14 protein-coding genes and 1 riboswitch are annotated in these 14,545 nt (G+C 64.6%); of the genes, 9 read left to right on the forward strand and 5 right to left on the reverse strand.

Features of this window, described 5'->3' with window-relative positions:
* Window positions 1–21 precede the first annotated feature (21 nt).
* Complete coding sequence (uvrB, locus tag CD04_RS0107165; RefSeq protein ID WP_031405419.1) at window positions 22–2,115, reverse strand: excinuclease ABC subunit UvrB; 2,094 nt, start codon at window positions 2,113–2,115, stop codon at window positions 22–24.
* A 184-nt stretch (window positions 2,116–2,299) separates the two neighbouring features.
* On the opposite strand from uvrB, the gene CD04_RS0107170 reads away from it, so the two are divergent.
* The 5 genes from CD04_RS0107170 to CD04_RS0107190 all read left to right on the forward strand — a co-directional run bounded on the left by CD04_RS0107170 (window position 2,300) and on the right by CD04_RS0107190 (window position 7,301).
* Complete coding sequence (locus CD04_RS0107170) at window positions 2,300–3,505, forward strand: amino acid aminotransferase (protein ID WP_031405421.1); 1,206 nt, start codon at window positions 2,300–2,302, stop codon at window positions 3,503–3,505.
* Window positions 3,506–3,576: 71 nt separating this feature from the next.
* Window positions 3,577–4,857 carry a polyhydroxyalkanoate depolymerase gene (locus CD04_RS0107175; protein WP_031405422.1) on the forward strand — a complete coding sequence of 427 codons (1,281 nt, stop codon included), beginning with the start codon at window positions 3,577–3,579 and terminating at the stop codon, window positions 4,855–4,857.
* Window positions 4,858–4,911: 54 nt separating this feature from the next.
* Complete coding sequence (gene rsxB, locus CD04_RS0107180) at window positions 4,912–5,616, forward strand: electron transport complex subunit RsxB (RefSeq protein WP_031405424.1); 705 nt, start codon at window positions 4,912–4,914, stop codon at window positions 5,614–5,616.
* A gap of 57 nt (window positions 5,617–5,673) precedes the next feature.
* Window positions 5,674–6,318: an endonuclease III gene (gene nth, locus CD04_RS0107185; RefSeq protein WP_031405426.1), complete on the forward strand. Its 645-nt coding sequence runs from the start codon at window positions 5,674–5,676 to the stop codon at window positions 6,316–6,318.
* Between the two features lie 65 nt (window positions 6,319–6,383).
* Window positions 6,384–7,301: a cobalamin-binding protein gene (locus tag CD04_RS0107190; protein ID WP_051849005.1), complete on the forward strand. Its 918-nt coding sequence runs from the start codon at window positions 6,384–6,386 to the stop codon at window positions 7,299–7,301.
* On the opposite strand, the gene CD04_RS0107195 is transcribed toward CD04_RS0107190, so the two are convergent.
* The 3 genes from CD04_RS0107195 to CD04_RS0107205 are packed head-to-tail and all read right to left on the reverse strand — an operon-like array spanning window position 7,290 to window position 11,011.
* Entirely contained in the window at window positions 7,290–8,030 is a 741-nt protein-coding gene (locus CD04_RS0107195) for an ABC transporter ATP-binding protein (protein ID WP_038167575.1), read from the reverse strand. The two genes, CD04_RS0107190 and CD04_RS0107195, sit on opposite strands and share 12 nt — an antisense overlap.
* The gene (locus tag CD04_RS0107200; protein ID WP_081857844.1) at window positions 8,027–9,007 is read right to left on the reverse strand and encodes an iron chelate uptake ABC transporter family permease subunit; all 981 of its coding nucleotides are present in this window, start codon (window positions 9,005–9,007) and stop codon (window positions 8,027–8,029) included. The genes CD04_RS0107195 and CD04_RS0107200 overlap by 4 nt, the downstream gene beginning before the upstream one ends.
* Window positions 9,008–9,046: 39 nt before the next feature.
* Window positions 9,047–11,011, reverse strand: coding sequence for a TonB-dependent receptor domain-containing protein (locus CD04_RS0107205; RefSeq protein WP_231480492.1), 1,965 nt, complete (start codon window positions 11,009–11,011; stop codon window positions 9,047–9,049).
* A gap of 151 nt (window positions 11,012–11,162) precedes the next feature.
* A riboswitch (cobalamin riboswitch) is annotated at window positions 11,163–11,402 on the reverse strand.
* Window positions 11,403–11,427: 25 nt separating this feature from the next.
* Here CD04_RS0107205 and CD04_RS21565 point away from each other — a divergent pair.
* The 4 genes from CD04_RS21565 to CD04_RS0107225 all read left to right on the forward strand — a co-directional run bounded on the left by CD04_RS21565 (window position 11,428) and on the right by CD04_RS0107225 (window position 13,755).
* Window positions 11,428–11,697, forward strand: a complete 270-nt coding sequence (locus tag CD04_RS21565; protein ID WP_231480493.1) for a cell division protein ZapB — start codon at window positions 11,428–11,430, stop codon at window positions 11,695–11,697.
* Between the two features lie 40 nt (window positions 11,698–11,737).
* The gene (locus CD04_RS0107215) at window positions 11,738–12,061 is read left to right on the forward strand and encodes a cell division protein ZapA (protein WP_038167579.1); all 324 of its coding nucleotides are present in this window, start codon (window positions 11,738–11,740) and stop codon (window positions 12,059–12,061) included.
* A 286-nt stretch (window positions 12,062–12,347) separates the two neighbouring features.
* Window positions 12,348–13,181, forward strand: a complete 834-nt coding sequence (locus CD04_RS0107220; RefSeq protein WP_031405439.1) for a sulfite exporter TauE/SafE family protein — start codon at window positions 12,348–12,350, stop codon at window positions 13,179–13,181.
* The gene (locus tag CD04_RS0107225; protein WP_156030162.1) at window positions 13,171–13,755 is read left to right on the forward strand and encodes a putative toxin-antitoxin system toxin component, PIN family; all 585 of its coding nucleotides are present in this window, start codon (window positions 13,171–13,173) and stop codon (window positions 13,753–13,755) included. The genes CD04_RS0107220 and CD04_RS0107225 overlap by 11 nt, the downstream gene beginning before the upstream one ends.
* Here the strand turns inward: CD04_RS0107225 and lgt are convergent.
* On the reverse strand, window positions 13,666–14,487 hold the full coding sequence (lgt, locus tag CD04_RS0107230; protein ID WP_031405442.1) for a prolipoprotein diacylglyceryl transferase: 822 nt from the start codon (window positions 14,485–14,487) through the stop codon (window positions 13,666–13,668). The genes CD04_RS0107225 and lgt overlap by 90 nt on opposite strands.
* Between the last annotated feature and the right edge of the window lie 58 nt (window positions 14,488–14,545).

Below are 14,545 nucleotides of genomic sequence, written 5' to 3' on the forward strand. Positions count from 1 at the left end.
TTCGCTCGATACTCTGTGGACCTAACCCGTCTGCGCGTCCAGATCGTGGTCGTCACCCGCTCCGAACACTCGGCGACGCAACTCGGCCAGCCGATCACGCGCCCGTGCCGCTTGCTCGAACTCGAGATTGCGGGCATGTTCGAGCATGCGCTTTTCAAGCTGCCGAATTTCGCGCGCCACGTCTTTTTCGTCAAGTGACTCAAACCGGGCCTGCTCCTGCTCGGCACGGGCTTGCGAGCGCGCGCTGCTGCCCGACTGATCGTACACACCATCGATGAGCTCGCGCACCCGCTTGACGATGCTGCGCGGCGTGATGCCGTGAGTCGTGTTGTGGGCAATCTGCTTGGCCCGACGCCGTTCGGTTTCGTCGATGGCCCGCCGCATGGATTCCGTGACGACGTCGGCGTACAAGATGGCCTTGCCATTGAGGTTGCGCGCCGCGCGGCCTATGGTTTGGATGAGCGAGCGCTCCGAGCGCAGAAAGCCCTCCTTGTCGGCGTCCAGGATGGCCACCAGCGACACCTCGGGAATATCCAGACCCTCGCGCAAAAGATTGATGCCCACCAGCACGTCGAACTGACCGAGGCGCAAGTCACGCAAAATTTCCACGCGTTCCACGGTGTCGATGTCCGAGTGCAGATACCGCACCTTGACCCCGTTGTCGGACAGGTATTCGGTGAGCTGCTCGGCCATGCGCTTGGTCAGCGTGGTGACCAGCACACGCTCGGCCACGCTCACGCGCAGGCGGATCTCGCCCAACAGGTCATCCACCTGGGCCGTGGCGGGTCGCACTTCGATCTCGGGATCCACGAGCCCCGTAGGACGCACCAACTGTTCCACCACGTCCGACGCATGCTCGCGCTCGTAGGCCGCCGGCGTGGCCGAAACGAAGACGACTTGACGCATCTTGCGCTCGAACTCGGCAAACTTCAGCGGACGATTGTCCAGCGCTGAAGGCAGACGAAAGCCGTAATCCACCAGTGTCTGTTTGCGCGCTCGATCGCCGTTGTACATGCCGTTGAATTGGCCAATCAGCACATGGCTCTCGTCGAGGAACATCAAGGCATCCGGTGGAAGGTAATCCACCAGGGTGGACGGCGGCTCTCCCGGCGCCGAACCCGAGAGGTGGCGCGTGTAGTTCTCGATGCCCTTGCAGTGACCGATCTCGGTGAGCATCTCCAGGTCAAAGCGCGTGCGCTGCTCCAGGCGCTGGGCCTCGACCAGCTTCCCGGCACCCGCCAGCTCCTTCAATCGCGTCTTGAGCTCGGCCTCGATGGTTGCGGTGGCGGCCAGCACGCGTGCCTTCGGCGTGACATAGTGGCTGCTGGGGTAAACGGTGAAGCGCGGAATCTTTTGCCGCGTGATGCCGGTGAGTGGATCGAACAACGTGAGGGACTCGATTTCATCGTCGAAGAGTTCCACGCGGATCGCCAGCTCGGCATGTTCGGCGGGGAAGATGTCGATCTGATCGCCGCGCACGCGAAACACCCCGCGCGTGAACTCCACGTCGTTGCGCTTGTATTGCATGCGGACGAGCTGCGCGATGATGTCGCGCTGCCCCATCCGGTCGCCCACGCGCATAGTCATGATCATCGCGTGGTAGTCAGCCGGATTGCCAATGCCATAGATTGCACTGACGGTGGCCACGATCACCACGTCGCGCCGCTCCAGCAGGCTTTTCGTCGCGGACAGGCGCATCTGCTCGATGTGCTCGTTGATCGCGCTGTCCTTTTCGATGAACAAGTCGCGCTGGGGCACATAGGCCTCGGGCTGGTAGTAGTCGTAGTAGCTGACGAAGTATTCCACGGCATTTTTCGGAAAGAACTCCCGAAATTCGCTGTAAAGCTGCGCCGCCAACGTTTTGTTCGGCGCAAAGATGATGGCTGGGCGTCCAAGCCGGGCAATGACATTGGCCATGGTGAAGGTCTTGCCCGAGCCGGTCACGCCCAGCAGGGTCTGAAAGCTCAGACCATCCCGCAGCCCCTCCTCCAGCTTGGCGATCGCCTCAGGCTGGTCCCCCGCCGGCGCATAGGGCTGGTTCAGCTGGAAAGGCGAGTCGTCGAAACGCACCAGATTTTGCGGTTGGACAGGTTCGACAATGGCAAGACTGGGCATGGCGTGCTTCAAAGTGGGGGCTTGCAACGTTGCGCATCCCCGACATGGGTGGGGTCGGAACGGGCTTGGGCGTCGCATGCAGCCTAAAATCGGAAATTCCGGCCAACGCGGCACATTGCGAACCACAAGTTCACATTTTGCGCCCGGCGGCCTCCGAGACATCCATCCTTTTCAACATACACCCATGAGCGCATCGCTTTTTGCCCGTGTCGACTTGGCTCCGCGCGACCCGATCCTGGGCCTGAATGAACAGTTCCAGGCCGACCCCAACCCCAACAAAGTCAACCTGGGTGTGGGCGTGTATACCGATGAAAACGGCAAATTGCCGCTGCTCGCATGCGTGAAGGAAGCGGAAAACCTGCTGTCCGAAAGCCCCAAGCCGCGCAACTACTTGCCCATCGACGGAATCCCGGCCTATGACCAGGCTGTGCAGTCCCTTGTCTTCGGCACCCAGAGCGAGGCGCTCAAGGCCAAGCGCGTGGTTACCGCGCAAGCCCTGGGCGGCACCGGCGGGCTGAAACTCGGCGCTGACTTCCTCAAGCGGCTCAACCCCGCAGCGCGGGTGCTGATTTCAGACCCGAGTTGGGAAAACCACCGCGCCTTGTTCGAGGCTGCGGGCTTTGACGTCGGCACCTACCCGTACTACGACGCAACCAACCGCGGCATCGCCTTTGATGCCATGCTGGCCGCGCTGAACCAGGCGTCCCCCGGCACCATCGTGGTGTTGCATGCGTGCTGCCATAACCCCACCGGTTACGACCTCACGGCCGCCCAGTGGACGCAGGTCATTGCCGCACTGGCGGCGCGTGACCTGGTGCCTTTCCTGGACATGGCATACCAGGGATTTGGCGAAGGCATCGCCGAAGACGGCGCAGTGATTCAACAGTTCGTCGCAAGCGGGATGGACTTTTTCGTCTCCACCTCGTTTTCCAAGAGCTTTTCGCTCTACGGTGAGCGTGTCGGGGCCCTCAGCATCGTATGCGCCAGCCAGGATGAAGCCGTGCGCGTCCTGTCCCAACTCAAGCGTGTCATCCGGACCAACTACTCCAACCCGCCCACCCATGGCGCCCAAGTGGTCGCCATGGTGCTGTCCACTCCGGCTCTGCGCGCGCAATGGGAACAGGAACTGGCGAGCATGCGCGAGCGCATCCGTAGCATGCGCGTGGCGCTTGTGGACCGTCTCCAGGCGCAAGGCGTGAAGGCGGACCTGGGATTCATCACCCGTCAAAAGGGAATGTTCAGCTATTCCGGCCTCAACGCCGAGCAGATGGAAAAGCTGCGCGCCGAGCATGGCATTTACGGCGTGAGCACCGGGCGCATCTGCGTGGCAGCCTTGAACTCCCACAACATCGACTATGTCGCCAAAGCCATGGCTGCGGCAATGCAATAAAGAAAAGAGCGCTGCGCCGCGCGTGAACGACTGCGCCGGCGTAAAATTGCTGCATTGCACAAGGAGCAACCATGGTTTACGACTGGTACGAATCGCAACGGGCGATGCTGAGTCCACTTGCTGAATTTGCGCAAGCGGCCTCGAAGTTTTATACCAATCCTCTGTGGCCCCTGTCGCAGACCCCGACAGCACAGCGCATGTCGGCGAGCTACGAGCTCATGCACCGACTGCTCAAGAGCTACGAGAAGCCGTCGTTCGATATCACGTCCGTGCAGATTGACGGGCGCGAAGTGGCCATCCAGGAGCGGGTGGCGGTGAGCAAGCCGTTTTGCCGCCTGCTGCGCTTCAAGCGCTTCAGCGACGACCCGAAAATCCTCGATCGCCTGAAAACCGAACCGACGGTGTTGATCGTGGCCCCCCTGTCGGGCCACCACGCCACGCTATTGCGCGACACCGTGCGCACGATGCTGCAAGATCACAAGGTGTTTATTACCGACTGGGTTGATGCACGCATGGTGCCCACCGAACAGGGCTCGTTCTCGCTGGACGACTATGTCGCTTATATCCAGGAGTTCATCCGCCATATCGGACCGGATGTGCACGTAATCTCGGTCTGTCAGCCAACCGTACCGGTGCTCGCCGCCATTTCGTTGATGGCCTCGGCGGGTGAGCCGACGCCGCGCACCATGGTGATGATGGGCGGACCCATCGATGCGCGCAAATCACCGACGGCGGTCAACAACCTGGCGATGAACAAGAGCCATGAGTGGTTTGAGTCCAACGTCATCTACCGCGTGCCCGTGAACTACCCTGGCGCTGGACGCCGCGTCTACCCCGGCTTTTTGCAGCACACCGGGTTCATCGCGATGAACCCCGACAGGCACATGAAATCGCATTACGACTTTTTCCTGGACCTGGTGCGCGGTGACGACGATGACGCCGATGCCCACCGGCGTTTCTATGACGAGTACAACGCCGTCCTGGACATGGATGCCGACTATTACCTGGACACGATCCACCTGGTGTTCCAGGAGTTCGCGCTGGTCACGGGTACGTGGACCGTCAATGGCGAGCTCGTGCGCCCGCAAGATATCCATTCCACGGCGCTGATGACGATCGAAGGCGAGCTCGACGACATTTCAGGCGCCGGCCAGACGCAGGCCGCGCACGATCTGTGCACGGGCATCCCGGCCGAGGATCGCACGCATTACACGGTCCCCGGCGCCGGTCACTATGGCATCTTTGCCGGCCGCCGATGGCGTGAGCTGGCCTATCCGCGTGTACGGGACTTCATCGCTGCGCATCGGGCAGGCGCCGGGCGCAGCGCAGCGCCACGCCGCCGCACGGCCTGACGCGGTGACCGGAGGCGATTCGGGCTGCAGGCTCGCGGTCTGAGAGCTTTGCGCATGTCCAGTCCGAGCCTCTCCCCGTCACAAGCTCGCCTGGCCGAGCGCGTCGACGCCGCGCTGCCGCAAACCCAGTGCACCCGCTGCGGCTTCCCGGATTGCCGCGCCTATGCGGAAGCGATTGCCACGGGCCAGGCGAAGATCAACCAATGCCCCCCTGGCGGGGCTGAAGGCGTCGTGCGACTGGGCGCCATCACCCGTCTCCCCGTCGAGCCGCTGAATCCGGCCAACGGGCTCGAATTGCCGCGCCGTGTTGCGGTGATCGACGAGGCCTGGTGCATCGGTTGCACGCTTTGCATCCAGGCCTGCCCCGTGGATGCCATTGCCGGGGCGGCAAAGCGCATGCACACCGTGCTTGCCGATTGGTGCACAGGGTGCGAGCTCTGCCTTGCACCCTGTCCAACCGACTGCATCAGTCTGCTGCCCTTGCCCGAGGCGGATCATGCCGACAAAACGGGTTGGGCCGCCTGGAGCACGCAACAAGCCGACGATGCACGGCGCCGTTATGCAGCACGCAAAGCCCGCCTGGAGCGCGTCGCCAGCGAGCGTGCACAGCGCCTGCGCGACAAGGCCTTGGGCCGCCCGGGCCCACCCGAAGACAAGACCGACTCCGCTGCTGGCGCCTTGGAGCAGCAGCGCAAACAATCCATGATCGCCGAAGCGCTCGAGCGCGCGCGCCTGCGCCAGGCAAGTCGCCCACGCTGACAGGACGCAGTCCGTGTGACTGCGGTCAATCGGGATTCCCAGCGACAATTCCGCATCATGAACAAAGCCGACATCGAGACCCTGTTCGCCCGGCTCCAGGCGGCGAACCCCCATCCCCGCAGCGAGCTGCACTATCGCAATGCGTTTGAGCTGCTCGTCGCTGTGGTCCTGTCCGCGCAGGCGACCGACGTGAGCGTCAACAAGGCCACCCAGGGGTTGTTCGCCGCGGCCCCGACCCCACAGGGCATGGTGGCGCTGGGGGAGGACGGGGTCGCCGAGAAAATCCGCACAATCGGCCTGTACCGAACCAAGGCCAGGAACGTTGTCGGCCTCAGTCGCATCCTGGTCGAGCAGCACGGTGGGCATGTTCCAGCCTCGCGCGAAGCGCTCGAAGCCCTGCCTGGCGTGGGGCGCAAGACGGCCAACGTGGTGCTCAATGTTGCCTTCGGCCAGCCAACTTTGGCGGTGGACACGCACATCTTCCGCGTCGCCAACCGCTTGGGCCTGGCGCGCGGCAAGACCCCGCTCGAGGTCGAGACCAAGCTGTTGAAGGTGGTACCGGAACCTTTTCGCCACGATGCCCACCATTGGCTGATCCTCCATGGGCGCTATGTCTGCAAGGCCCGCAAACCGGACTGCTGGCGCTGCGCACTTGCCGACCTGTGCCCCTACAAGCCCAAGACACCCCAGCCGAAAGCATGATGCGAAGCTCCCAAGCCATGCGCAGTGCATCCGGGCCCCGGTCCCGATCCGATCCCAGGCGACCGTTGCCCCTGTACCGGCTCGGCCTGTGCGCCCGACTGCTGGTGTTGGCCGCCTGCACCCTCGCACAGGCCGCGCAAGCCGCAATCGTGGTACGCGACGACGGCGGACATCGGGTCGCGCTCTCCCATCCGGCGCGACGCATCGTTGCGTTATCCCCGCAATTGGTGGAGCTGGCCGACGCGGCCGGTGCGGGCCGGGAGCTGATCGCATCCATTCGCGGAGCCGACTGGCCGGAAGCAGCCAAGTCCCTGCCGCGCGTGGGCGATGCGTTCGCCATCAATCTGGAAGCCGTCGTCGCGCTCAAACCTGATCTGATCCTTGCCTGGCGATCGGGAACACCACCGCGTCAGGTCGATGCCCTGCAGCGCCTGGGCGTTCCCGTGTACTGGAGCCAGACTGACAGTCTGCAGGGAATTGCCTCGACTGTGCAGCGCATCGGCGAACTCGCGGGCACCATGCCCACCGCAGCGCGTTGGGCACGCGCCTTTGATGCGCGCCTGGCTGTCCAGCGCGCGCGCTATGCGCATCAGCCACCGGTGCGCGTGTTCTACCAGGTGTGGCCCGATCCGCTGATGACGGTGGGCGGTCCGCAACTCCTCAACCAGGTCATTACGCTGTGCGGGGGCGTCAATCCGTTCGCCACCCTACCGGTTCTGGCGCCGAGCGTCAGCCGCGAGGCGGTGATCGCAGCCGATCCGCAACTCATCGTCGCAGCCAGCCGCAACCGGGCTGCGCTCGACGCGTGGATGCAGTACGGGCAAATCAGCGCCGTGCGCCACCGCCAGCTGCTGTTGCTTGACCCGCACCTGCTGCCGCGCATGGGCGCGCGCGTGCTTGATGGCGTGGCGCAGCTGTGCGCGGCCATCGCGCACACTCGGCAGGTTGACGGCCAATCGGCACCGGCATCGTCAAAGCGGTAGCCACAATGGCGGCCCGTCGGGGCGCTCCACGCGCGTCCAGCCGCACCGGTAAAGCCGCTCGAGTGTTTGTGCATTGAGGACTTCAGCAACCGGCCCAGCGACCCACTGCCCGCCCGGCACCAATCCCAGCACATGGGTGGCCAGGTGCGCCACCCAGTTCACATCGTGCGCCGCGAACACGACGGCTTGCGCGCCGAGTTCACCAAGCAAACGGGCGACCAAACCTTGATGCGCAGGATCCTGGAAGCTCACCGGCTCATCCAGCAGCAGGACAGGGGCGCGCTGCGCCAGCACTTGGGCCAGCGCCACGCGCTGGCGCTCGCCGGCTGACAGCGCAAGCACGTGGCGGTGCGCCAGATGGCTGGCGTCTACCCGCTGCAGCCAGGCCAAGGCCGACTGCTCGTCGGCGCTGGCCTGCGCCAGCATCACGGCATGCAGCACGGCGATGCCGAAGCGGTCGCGTGGCTGGCTCGGCAGGAAGGCGCGCTCGCGCGCCAACTCCCGCGGCGAATGCGCAGCCAGCGCCCGACCTTGCAGCGTCACCGGCAAGGGCTCTGTGCCCAGACCCGCCATGTGCCGCAACAGCGTGGACTTGCCCGCGCCGTTGCGCCCCAACAAAGCCCAGCGCTCGCCACTTCTCACGCTCAGGCTGAGTTGGCGCAAAAGCAGACGGCGGCCGATGCGCAGGTCCAGGCGATCGACCGCAAGGGCCGCGGCAGTCGCACTCATCGCGGTTGCCGCACCAGAAGCACGATAAACACCGGAGCGCCAATGAGCGCCGTGATGGCCCCCACCGGAAGCTCATAGGGCATGGCAACGCCGCGCGCCAGCGCGTCAGCCGCAAGCACCAGGGCGCCGCCCAGCATGGGCACGGCCCAGCTTTGCTGGCGCATGCGCACCACACCGAACATCCGCAGTACATGGGGCACGACAAGACCCACAAAACCGACGGCCCCGGCTTCAGCCACGGCAGCACCCGTGGCCAGGGCGGCCAGAAGGACCAAGCCAAGGCGCAGGCGATGCACAGGCTCGCCGAGCAACCAGGCATGCTCGCTCCCCAATGCCAGCCGATCCAGGGCACGCGTCCACAGGCCCAGTGCGCCTGCCAGCACAAGCGCAAGCGGGCAAAGCCAGGCGCCAAATCGCGCGCCTGCCAGATCCCCCACCAGCCAGAACACGGCCCCCCGCAGGCTTTGGTCAGGCACCAGCGCCAGAAGCAGCGTGGAGGCGGCGCCGAATACGGCCGAGAGCATGGCGCCAATGAGGATAAGCTGGGCCGGGGCTTCGTCGTCGGGGCTGGCCAAGGCGCGGCGGCCGAGGAGCATCAACAGACCCAGCGCCAACAGCGCTCCGCCCACGCTACCCAGCCACAGCAGGCCGCCGAACCACACCAGCATCGCAATGGCACCCATACCCGCTCCGGCAGAGGCGCCGAGCACATACGGATCGGCCAATGGGTTGCGCAACACAAGCTGCATGGCCAGGCCCGCCTCGGCAAGCAAGGCGCCGGCGCCGGCGCCGGCCAGCACGCGCGGAATGCGCAACTGCTCGATGATGGCCCAGTTCCAGCCCCCTGCCCCGACGCTCAACCCCAGGACAATCGAGGCGCCGAGAGCCGCCGCCATCACGGCCAGCAACAACCCGTCGCGCGGCTCGATATGGCGCGCGACCAGTTGCGGGGCTTGGTCAATGGCGGGAGCGGACATGCGTGAGGGCCACGGTCGGTTGCACAGTCGGTTGATCGGTCACAAACCCAGCGGGTGCCAAGTCAGACCCACGAATACCCCAAAGGGTTCACGGTTGTAGCCGTAAACCATCTGGTATTTCTTGTCGAACAGATTCTGCACCCGCGCGTTCCAGCTCCACTGCGCCGTGATGGCGCCGCTGACCGTCAGATCAACGGTGGTGTAACTGCCGAGGACGGCATCGGTGGCCGGGTATGCGCCGTAGTTCTTGTCCATGCGGGGCCCGCTGTAATGCACGGCAGCACCAAGCAGCAGACTGCCCATGGCGTGATTGATCGCCACATTCGCCAAGCTGCGGGCGCGGCGCTGCAGCGTTGGATGACCGGGCTTGGTCAGGTCAACCGGCTGCTGCAAGGTGAGATTCGCGTCATACGCCCAGTTGTTCCAGCTCCCACGCCCCGTCAGCTCCAGCCCGCGCGTACGGCTGCGCGCGACGTTCTGAAAGGCACCACCCAAATATTGCCACTGGTCGGTTGCCTGGGTCTGGAACAGCGTGGCGCGCCAGACGTTCGGACCTCGGGACCATTGCAGACCGCCTTCTGCCGAATGCGCTTTCTCGGGGCGCAGATCCGGATTGCCTCCGTTGCCGATGTCGTAAAGGTAGCCCAAAGGCGGCGCGTTGAACGCCGTGGAATAGCTGGCAATCGCTTTGAACCCACCCCCAAGCTCGCGCCCATATCCCAGGTAGCCGGTGTTCTGGCCAGAATAGCCCTCGATGCTGTCGTGGCGCACGTTGAACTGCAGCGCATTGCCATCGAACGATCCATTCAAGCCGGCGAACAGCGCCTTTGCAGTGCGCGTCCGGTCCAGCGAGCCCGCGTAGCCGTATCCGTAGTCATAGCGACCGGTGATGCCCTGATGCTGGACTTGCAGACCGCCGGTCGCCGTCCAGCCCTTGCCCAGCTGCACGACGTTGCGCCACGACAATTGATCCACACGGGTCCGGTAGTCGCTGGTGAACGAGCCCGCGTTGGCGTTGGTTGTGGTCTGCTGGCTGAGATCCAGGTGGGACAACCAGTTCGGGTTGATCTGGTTGTCACTGAAAAGCTGACCAAGCTCCTGTCGCACTTGGCCCGCATTCTCGGTGTTGTCGTAGGTATAGCGGCCTTCGCTGCTGAATGCGCGCAGTCCCATACGCTGGCCCGCAGCCCATTCCTGCACGACGCTGCCATGCGCGGTCGTATTGCGGTATCCATCAGCCTGATTGGGCAGTCCTGACTGGCTCGGATTTTGCGAAGGAATGCCCTGCGAGGTGTAGCGGCTGACCCCCGCCTGCAGCGCCGTCTTGCCGATCTGCCCACTTGCGTCGGCCGAGGTCGTCGTCGTATCACGGCTTCCCACCGTGACCGACACGGATCCTTGGGGCTTGCGGCTGCCCTCGCGCGTTGTGATGAGCACCACGCCACCAATGGCGCCCGAGCCATAGATGGCCGAGACATTGCCGCGGATGATTTCGATGCGCTGAATCTGATCGGTAGTGAGATTGTTGAGATAGGCCACGCCGGTGGAGTCCTGCGCATTCAGCGGCACACCGTCAAGCAGCACGAGCACGTCGGGCCCACTGAAGCCGCGCACGTACACGTTGCCGCTTTGCCCCGGTCCTCCGTTGGACGTGACCTGCACACCGGCAACCTGCTGCAAAAGAGTGGTGAGGTTCTGCGCTGCGTAGTCCTCGATCTGCTCCCGGGTGATGACGCTTACGCTGGGCAAAGCAGTGGACAGGGGCTGCGGGTAGCCGGTGGCGGACACCACCACCGGGGGCAGCAAGGGGGCGTTGCCCGGCGCCAGCTGTGCGTGAGCCGCAGCGCACGACAGCGCTGCAGGCAGGAACAGGACGACCTGGGCGGCCCGCGAGGGCATGGCTGCGCGCCAGGCGCCGAAGTGGGCCGCGGCGCAGCGGGGTTGCGAAATGCACGCCGGAGCCTGGGCCGATGCGGGCGTGGACGAAAAACGGGCGGTTTTCATGGGATTGCATTGGATCGATGGCGGCTTCCGCGCTCCCCCGCACGGTTGACCGAAACCGAAAACCGCATCGCCCCTGACCGCAAGCCACGCGAGCCCGAGCTGCGCGGCTTCAGGCAACTCGGGCACCTCACCTGCCTCACCCCGGGCAGCGCTACGGTTTTCGCCTGTTGGCCGGTATCCGGGCTGGCGGATCTCCCCCATGCGCCTTCCCAGCATCCTTGCGGATAACCAGTGGCTCCATGCATGGGGGCGGCAGGCTCGCGCCTGCATCCACACACCGTTGCGGGGGCAGCACAGGTTGCGATGACACCTCGAGGTGCACACCACCCTGTTTCCCGTTTAACTGCGCGACATGACACGCCGCGCAAGCACCAACCCCCCTATCGTATTGAATTCCGCCGGCTTACCCTCGCGCCATGGCTAGAATCAATCGCATGGATCCCGCAACGTCCGCCACCGACTTAACCGCCCAGTTCGACGATCTTGCCGACAAGGTCGATCGTCTGGCCCTGCGCCATGCCGAGCTCAAGCGCACCAATGCACTGCTTCAGGAGCGCATACGGCAGCTTGAGGCGGAGCGCGACAGCCTGCGCATTCGCCTCACCGAGGCGCGCACCCGGGTTGACCACCTGCTGGCGCGCCTTGACCCGCCGGATGCGCTGGCCACGCCCGATCACCCCGCCTGAGCCGGATTGCCGGCCTGGGCCCACTTTGCGAGACACCACCGTGAGCAGCGCGACGCTTGAAGTGACCATCATGGGCCAAAGCTACGTCCTGGCCTGCCCCGAGGGCGAGCAGGACGCGTTACGTGAAGCCGTGGCCGAGGTGGATCGGGAGATGTGCAGCATCCGTGATTTGGGAAAGATCCGTGCACGTGAACGCATCGCGGTTCTCGCGGCTCTCAATCTTGCTCACGCCAAGCGCCTGGCCGCCGCTGGCGTTCCAGCGTCGGCGCCGGGCGAATCCGCGGTGGCCGACCTGCCTGTGCGGCTGCGGCAGTTGCAGCAAAAACTTGACGCCGCACTCGACAGCGACGGCCAGTTGCTCTGAGCCCAGACCGCGCAGCCAGCACGCTTGCGCGGTCGCCCCTACAATCGCCGCTGTCTGCCTGGCCTCGCCGATCAGGCATTTCTTGAACCGATGCGCTTTGCCTCGGGCTTGGAAGATCCCACATGGGCGCGCAGTGTCTCGCGCAGACGCTCCCGAAGTGTGGTGACCTTGCCCACCTGTCCCAACAGGGTTCAGGGATCAATGGTCGGCAGGGTTCGGGCAGACACCTCATTGCGCGCGCAGGTGCACGACCACCTGGCCTCCTCATACAGATCCCCCGAACGATATGCCTTGGCCGTTCCTGCTTGAACTGATGGTGCTCGGTTGCTTTACCGGGTTCATGGCCGGCCTGCTGGGCATTGGTGGCGGCATGCTCCTCGTGCCATTTCTCACCTTGATGTTCACGCGCGAGCACTTCGGCGCGGATCTCATCGTGCATATGGCGATCGCCACCTCGTTGACCACCATCCTCTTCACTTCGGCGTCGAGCGTGCGCGCGCACCACCGGCGCGGCGCCGTGCGCTGGGGTATTGCGGTGTGGATGGGCGCAGGCGCGGTGCTTGGCACCTTCATCGGAGCCCAAGTCGCCGGACTGCTCAAATCGGGCTGGCTTGCAATGTTCTTCGCCGTGTTCGTCGGCCTTTCGGCGCTGCGCATGCTGCTGTCGGGCCACACCCCAACTGCGGAAGTCCCTGAGTCGCTCCCGCCCAGGCCGGCTTTGATGGGAGCCGGCAGTCTCATTGGTTTCATCTCCTCGCTGGTCGGCGCAGGCGGAGGCTTTCTCACCGTACCGTTTCTGAGCTGGCGCGGCGTGCACATGCGCAATGCCGTTGCCACCAGTGCCGCGATGGGTTTTCCCATTGCGGCTGGCGGCCTGGTCGGGTATGTCCTGGCCGGCCAGCATGCCTCGGGGCTGCCGCCCTACTCGCTCGGCTTCGTGTATCTGCCGGCGCTCTTTGCTTGCGCAGCCACCAGCGTGCTGATGGCACCGGTGGGGGCAAGCGTCGCGCATCGACTGCACGTGCGGGCCCTGCGACGCGTGTTTGCCGTCCTGCTGCTGGGTTTGGCCAGCTACATGCTGTGGAAAGGCGTGCATGCCTTGAGCTGGATTGCCCATTGACACCCTGAGGCACAACGCCGGCATTGCGCCGATGGACGGCGACGCACCCATGTGGGTGCTGGACACCAACGTCGTGCTCGACTGGCTGGTGTTTGACGACCCCGCCATGCAGCAGGCTTCGACCAGGCTGAAAAGCGGCCGAGCGCTTTGGCTGGCCACGGATGCGATGCGTGAGGAAGCCCTGGAAGTCGCTGCGCGACCGGTATTCGCCAAGCGCGGCGGAGCCGCCGACTTGTGCGCGAGGATTGCCGCCGCCTATCGCGACCATGCGCGCATGCTGCATCCGGCCGGGTGCGCGAGCCTGCGATGCGCGGACCCGGACGATCAGCTATTCGTCGACCTGGCTTTGGAGCACGCTGCAGAACTCCTGCTCACGCGGGACCGGGCGCTGCTTGCCCTTGCGGCTGCAGCGCGCACCCGAGGGCTGTCCATTGCAAGGCCCCAGGATGTGCCGTGGGTGCTGCAGCGGCAGGCCCAAACCGTCTCAGGCAGCCATGCCTTTGCTCAGGCGCGAGGCGCGGCGCTCGGCCCAGACGATCATGGCGACACCCAATACGATCAACGGCAGCGATAGCAACTGCCCCATGGTGAGCCCGAACCAGAGATAGCCGAGAAAGGCATCCGGCTGACGGAAAAATTCCGCGGTGAAACGCGCAAGCCCATAACCCAGCGCAAAGCAGCCCGCGATATAGCCGCGAGGACGCTCCTTGCGCGACAGCCACCACAGCACCGCGAACAGGAGAATGCCCTCGAGGAACATTTCATAGAGCTCCGACGGGAAACGTGGCACCATGCTCCCCGACTCGGGGTAGATCATCGCACCAGGCCACCAGGCAGGCGCCTGCCGGCCCCACAATTCGCCGTTGATGAAGTTGCCGATGCGACCGAAGGCCAGCCCTGGCGGCACCAGCGGGGAGACAAAGTCCATGAGGTCCAACCACGAAACCTTTCGCGTCCACGCAAACCAACCGGCAGCGGCCATCACGCCCAGCAGTCCGCCGTGAAAGGACATTCCCCCATCCCAGACCGCGACGATCTGCGCCGGGTGACCCAGGTAATAGTCGGGCTGGTAGAACAGCACATAACCGATGCGTCCCCCAAGGATGACGCCCAGCACCCCGGCAAACAGCAGATCCTCGATGTCCCGCGAAGTCCAGCCATAGCGGGCGTAGGGTTGGTCCTTCAGGCGCCGTTTGGCAAGCAGCCAGAAGCTGAGGAATCCCAGCAGGTACATGATGCCGTACCAGTGGACCTCAATCGGCCCCAGCTTGAGGGCAATGGGGTTGAAATCGGGATGAATTAGCATGGAAGCGAAGTGTACGGGTGTTGTTTGACTGCCCATCGAAAGGGCCGCCGCGCTAGCT

It is taken from the genome of Thiomonas sp. FB-Cd (assembly GCF_000733775.1).
GTDB lineage: Bacteria > Pseudomonadota > Gammaproteobacteria > Burkholderiales > Burkholderiaceae_C > Thiomonas_A.